We start from the raw sequence: 644 nt of genomic DNA on the forward strand, positions 1-644 counted from the left end.
CCGCACTGGCCGCGGCGGTGGTTGGCGCGCCGATGACCATGGCCATGCTGGTGCTGGAAGGCACCCACGATTTCCTGCTGACCAGCGTGGTGATGAGCGCGGTGCTGGTGTCCAGCACCCTGGTGCGCCAGTGGTTCGGCTATTCCTTCTCGACCTGGCGCATGCATCTGCGCGGGGAAACCATCAAGAGCGCGCGTGACATCGGCTGGGTGCACAACCTCAACGCCGGACGGATGATGCGCAAAGGCGTAGCCACTGCCCCAGCCGACCTGGATGCCGCTGCCTTCCGCCAGCGCTTCCCGTTGGGCTCGGGCAGCCGGGTGATCCTGATCGACAATGAAGGCCACTATGCCGGCATCGTGCAGATTCCGCGCCTGTTCGGCGACGGCGTAAAACCCGAGGACGTGGTGGGTACGTTCGCCGAGAACCGCGACGTAGCGCTTGCCGCCAGCGCGGACGTGGTCAGCGTGATGCAGCGCTTCGACCAGACCCAGGCCGACGAGCTGGCGGTGGTGGCCGACGATGGCCAGGTGCTGGGTGTCGTGTCCGAAGCATTCGTGCGCAAGCGCTATGCGGAAGAACTGGACAAGCGCCAGCGCGAAATGATGGGCGAGCGCGTCGACGAGTAGATCCACGCCATGCGT

General features: G+C 65.7%; 1 pseudogene. It reads left to right on the forward strand.

Going from position 1 to position 644, the window contains the following annotated elements:
• Positions 1-629: pseudogene (locus DBR20_RS23570) on the forward strand (chloride channel protein); the annotation flags it as partial.
• Positions 630-644 lie beyond the last annotated feature (15 nt).

Source organism: Stenotrophomonas sp. HMWF023 (assembly GCF_003060985.1).
Lineage (GTDB): Bacteria > Pseudomonadota > Gammaproteobacteria > Xanthomonadales > Xanthomonadaceae > Stenotrophomonas > Stenotrophomonas lactitubi.